3 protein-coding genes are annotated in these 5260 nt (G+C 60.9%); 2 read left to right on the top strand and 1 reads right to left on the bottom strand.

Going from position 1 to position 5260, the window contains the following annotated elements:
- Positions 1–724 precede the first annotated feature (724 nt).
- On the top strand, positions 725–1138 hold the full coding sequence (locus ACS5Q1_RS46295) for a hypothetical protein (RefSeq protein ID WP_473104524.1): 414 nt from the start codon (positions 725–727) through the stop codon (positions 1136–1138).
- 1884 nt (positions 1139–3022) lie between these two features.
- On the top strand, positions 3023–3955 hold the full coding sequence (locus ACS5Q1_RS46290) for an alpha/beta fold hydrolase (protein WP_473104523.1): 933 nt from the start codon (positions 3023–3025) through the stop codon (positions 3953–3955).
- Positions 3956–4279: 324 nt separating this feature from the next.
- Here the strand turns inward: ACS5Q1_RS46290 and ACS5Q1_RS46285 are convergent, their stop codons facing one another.
- The gene (locus tag ACS5Q1_RS46285; RefSeq protein WP_473104522.1) at positions 4280–4966 is read right to left on the bottom strand and encodes an alpha/beta fold hydrolase; all 687 of its coding nucleotides are present in this window, start codon (positions 4964–4966) and stop codon (positions 4280–4282) included.
- Positions 4967–5260 lie beyond the last annotated feature (294 nt).

The following is a 5260-nucleotide window of genomic DNA, read 5'->3' as shown; positions in this document are numbered from 1 at the left end:
GCGAAGCGGCCGTGCGCACCGTCGTCGATACGGCTCGGCTCACGCCAAGTGTCACCGTCTTCGGCACCATTCTCGCTACCGTCAGCGCCTGAAACCAGCCTCAGCAACGGCGTGGGTAATTACATAAGCCTCGCGGCTACGGAGCCGTTTGAGATCCTGTTCTGTCCACGGGCAGCAGGCAGTAGAGAATAATCATCCTCACCCTTCGTACAAGACGAAGGTTGTCATGCAATACGTAGGGGAATTTTGCCTCTTCCCTTCGCCAAGGCCGAAGGATGGCTACAAAACATCCGCATTGTGCCGCATCCGCCGATAGGTCAAGAGGAGGAAGAAGTTGCATAATCGGATGTGAAAATTGGCTTCTGGAGGCAAAATGTCCAACGGCCCAGTTGGGAGGGGAAACAGTTTTATTGACTGTTGTTTTGAGCCTTTTGACCGGATCGTTGTAGGTAAACACAGCAACATGCTTGTTGGGCTGGTCAGGTTGGGAGCGTTTATCCTTGCCGTCCTTGTCATCTTTGGACTGTTCTTTGCCTTCATCCGGTAGCGGCAAAAGTAGACCGCGTTGCGCGTAACGGGAAATCTGTAACGTTCCGCCGACCCGAGGTCATATACCGAGTCTCGTTGGTCGAAACTCATGTGCCTAGTCGCGGAGGACGAAGTCTAATGCCTGCGGATGCGGCCATGCTATATTGCTCCAGCCCCATTAGCGTGGGAGGATCAAATGGCAGCCAACAGGCACGCGTCGTACGCTGGGGCTGGATGCCATGCACCGGTAGGCGCAGGATTACGGTTACCCGACATTACCCTCGCCGCCGTTCTCGCCAGCGCGGTACTCATTGCCCCGAGCCCCGTCGAGAGCCACGATATTTACGTCGGCGTCTACACCAGGCAGGGGGTGCCGTGCTGCGACGAAAGCGATTGCGTAGCCGCCCCGTTCCGGGTCACACCGGACGGTGTCGAGATGCTCGTGCGGGGTGTCTGGATCAGTGTTCCGCGCTGGTACATTCAGTACCGTGCCCTGCCGGGGGACACGACGCCTCACAGAAGTCACTGGTGCGGCGCGCTTCACCTCGTGCCAACAGATGGCGTGAACACGATGACCCGCTGCGCGATTCTGCCGCCGCATGCCTTGTAGGCACCCGCAGAGATCGCGAACAAGCTCGCGCAGGAGCTTGCGGGGCGATGTCGTGAGCACCTGGGGACGGCGGGACAAGTAAGGACAGGGACCCGCCAAGTCTGCGCCACACCCAAAAGAGTCAACCCTTCAGAGACTTGGTATGAGCCGCGGCCTAAAACCTGCCCACACGGCCCTCAGCACACCTACGGCGCTCTGTGATGGTGCGGCGGCTTCGGGCGCTACTGCCGTTTGACGCGCGTGGACAGCTTTTGTGGGAGGCCAAGCCTCCCCTTTCACAAAGTCGCCGCCGTCGCTCAAGGCACCGGCGACATGCACACCTAAGTAGGGCAGGGTGCCCGTATCAATTCGCAAATTGCGCGTAAGCGCCTTTATGGAACACGTTCCAAGAGAGGGATAAGCCAGCGCCGTTCTTCACGCCTGGAGAACGCTATCCTCGATGATCTCAACGGTGGAGGATATCGGCCGGATACGGTTCGATGGGGGCGTCCAGCACAGGCGTTGTCGCGAGCCTGTAACGCCTCGCGGTGGTCTCCTTCCACCTGATTCAACAGTTCGCCAGAAATGGCGCATGACTCACGATTGTTATCTGCGTACGTGAGCGTCGCCTCCGCGACCAAGGAGGCACGATGCAAGGCTTCGCAGCGATCCGATTGCGGCGTTCTCATCGCTTGTTTCCAGGCTTCTGAGGCGGCGTTGCGCAGCCGCAGGTATTGTTGGCACGGCGTCTGCGCTACGGCCTGCACCGTCAGGCCGACCAACGCGACCATTGTGAAGGCTGCCACTCCTTGCAGCGTCATGAGTTGTCCTCGCAAGCGTTCGCTTCACCAGATACGCGACAACGCAGGCGGAAATTAGTCTCATCAGAACCGGGCGGATATATGGCCACACCTAGTCACATGGGCCGCCAATTACCTCCTTACATGGAAGGACTACCTGTCGCCGTGTGATCTGCAGCAACTGGGCTGCTTCGCGCACTGTAATCCGCCCCGCCACGACGTCCCGCAGAACGTGAACCCGATCGATCTCCGCCCGGCTCATCGCGATCACCGTCATCAGACCCAATCTCCCCAGGACCATCACCCGGGAAGAGTGACATTTGTAACGGGGAGAGGGGTGACCTTTCTAACGGGGTTCTACACGTCAATTGCGCAGAACGGGCCGTTATGGAATAGGGGCAATGAAACGAGTGGCTGGATGGTCGTATAGCGGCATCTGATCCCGCATGCAAAAGCCCGCCTCAGAGGGTGAGGCGGGCTGGTGCGAGCTTTGAGACAGCACTTTGCCGGATTGTGGCCATCCTATGCGGGCGGCCACAACTTGTAGACGCCACCAAAGGATGCCTCACGCCTTCCGCTAACCGCTTGTCACATCTGCGCTTGCTGTTCGAGTTTGCCTCAGCTTTTTGCTGAAACGGCCCATTGGTCCGCCTCACCCTTAAAAGTGCCGATTTGCTAGTCTGGATGGAAGGCCAGAGCGGACGTTCAAATGCAGCCGCTCGACGTCGCAGGTTGACCGAGGGTGTGTCAAAACTCGAACACGCCCCGCCTCGACGAACTATTTGTACAAGTTCACGCTCCTGTACCGGAGATTTCCCGGTCTATCGGGGCGTACAGGAAATTAAATTGCTCTATGGAGCGGCCCGCCCGCGTTTTAGCACACCCTCGACCCAAAGCAGACCAAGGCTCACTCCACCGGAGGTGAGGCGGCAGGGGACGCTCGCGCTCAAGTTCCAAGCATTCACGTGCCTTGGCGGGTAATTAAAATGGGATCGCGCAGCGACTGTCCCGGAACACGCGTAACGGGTATAAGCATGATAGCCGTCCCGTTCGTAGCCTACAACGTATTACCATTGCCATTCCGGAAGTGGCGAGGCTGCCTGGCATGTCGAGCGATTGCGCCCCTGCTCCGCACCGATCGGCCTTTGCCGAGGTGAACGGCATCAAGCTCCATTATCTGGACTGGGGTGGTGACGGACCACCGCTCGTTCTGGTCCATGGAATCGGCGACAATCCGCACGTCTTCCAAGATCTCGCAGCCTGCCTGCGCGCCGATTTCCGCATCATTGCCAACGCCCGGCGCGGTCACGGACGGTCGGATGCCCCGCCTGGGCCTTACGATGGCCCGATGCTGACCGAAGACCTTCACCAGCTTTTGAACACGCTCGGCATTCAGCAGGCGCACCTGCTGGGATGGTCCATGGGCGGCAATGAGATCACCGAATTGGCAGGCCGCTATCCGGACCGTGTCGGAAAGCTCGTTTACCTGGATGCGGCCTATGACTGGTCCACGCCCACGTTCTTCAAGGCATTCGGCGACATTCTCGCGGTGAACGGCCCCGGAGCGGATGACCTGCGGTCGCTCGATACCTTTCGGGCGTGGCACCGCGTAGCCTGGCTGGGCAACATTCCGTGGACACCGGGGCTTGAGGCCTATCTTCGCAAGCTGGCCCGGCCCGACGCGGACGGCAAGCTCCATCCGGTGCCGGACGAGGAGACATTCGCGGCATCGTTTGCCGCGCTCGGCACATGGCGGCGCAATTACACGCAGGTGCAGGCACCACCCCTTGCGATCTACGCCACCACGTTCTTCCCCCTTGACCACAGCGACGCCGCGCTCGCCCAAGAGCTCCGAACGTTTGAGCAGGATGTGATGGTGCCGTTCCGGCAAGCGAGCATGGAACGCATTCGCCGTGAGTTGCCGAGCCCTACCGTGCTGGAACTCGCCGGCCGGACTCACATGTCTGTCGGCGTCGAGCGGCCGGATGAGCTTGGCGCCGCAGTTCGTGATTTCCTGCGCGGCCAGGCAACGCACTGAACCTGTGGCGCGAAGGCAGGCACACAGAGCGTGGTGGGTGCGCCATCGACCGATGAGGCCGTTCGGCCCGACCGGGTTATGACCGTGGTGCTTGATCAGATGTGTCCAAAAAACGGGAGCTGCGCGAGCGTCGGCCAACCGAAGGCGGACAATCCGCCTCCGGTCCAAGCAGCGCCCTCGATCCGCCTCATCACGACGAGTGCCGGCGAATGAACCCTGTGGTCACCTCGATGTAGGCGTCCGGGTGTGTGACGTGCGGAATGTGTCCAGCGCCGACGAAGGTATGGACCTCCGCGCTGCGAAGGGCGCCGGTGAGCTTTGCAATCACCGGCGCAAACGCCGGGGGCTCAGGTCTCCGGTTGTGAGCAGCGCCGGCTTGGACAACGGGACCATGCGTTCAAGCGCAAAGGTAAGCTGCTCCGGATCGTTCGCCTCATCAAGAAAGGTCGGAGCGTTTTCAATGAATATCCGCTGCGAGTGGGGTGGGAGCTGTGCCCAGGCGCCGGGTCCGAGGGCCACGGTCTCGACGAACTCTTCGGCGGCCCCGGCATGGTCTCCGGCCGCGATGCGGTCCACTACAGCGCGGACCCTATCGCGGACGTCCGCGAGCATGGACGCGTCGGCGGGATCGTCCGCGAGAAGCGAAAACAGCGGAGGTTCGTGCACAATGATTCCTCGCAGGAGGTCCGGGCGCTCGCTCGCCAAGCGGAGCGTGATCGATGCGCCGAACGAATTGCCGGCGACCCAGGCCGGCGCAAGATCCAGATGCTCAATCAGCGCGGCGAGGTCGGCGACATCCTCGTGGATGCTGCCTTGCCCCGCCGGGCGCTCGCTCTGGCTGTGGCCGCGACGGTCATAGGCAAGAACCCGCAATGACGCGGCCAACCCTGGGACGACAAGCTGCCAGTCTTCGTGCGAGTCCCACGACCCGTGGACAAGAACCAGGGGAATATCCTCATCACCGGTGAGTTCGTAGAAGAGGTTAACTCCGTTCACATGCGCTATTGCCATGCCGCATCGCCTCCGCTGGAGTTTCGCGGGGATAGAATCTGACGGGCGAAGCATACTCCGATCTTGAGGTGGAGCCCATTTCCGAGCGCCCGACGAGAGATCCCGATCGCCTCGGCCGGAGCAGGAGGGCGTCCACTGCAGATCAGCACAGTAACCGCAAAGGTCCGGATCTGTTAAGGCTTGTTGGATGCCTGCCGCGGCGGAACGGTGCTGCTGCACGAGCGGCAGGCGTTCGACAAGCCTCAAAGGAGGAAACCGCGGAACACCACGCTTAGGCTGCGGGATCTATGGGGA

The organism is Microvirga sp. GN3, assembly GCF_055792825.1.
The sequence above is the reverse complement of the archived record's forward strand: the minus strand, read 5'-3'. Positions and strand labels throughout refer to the sequence as shown.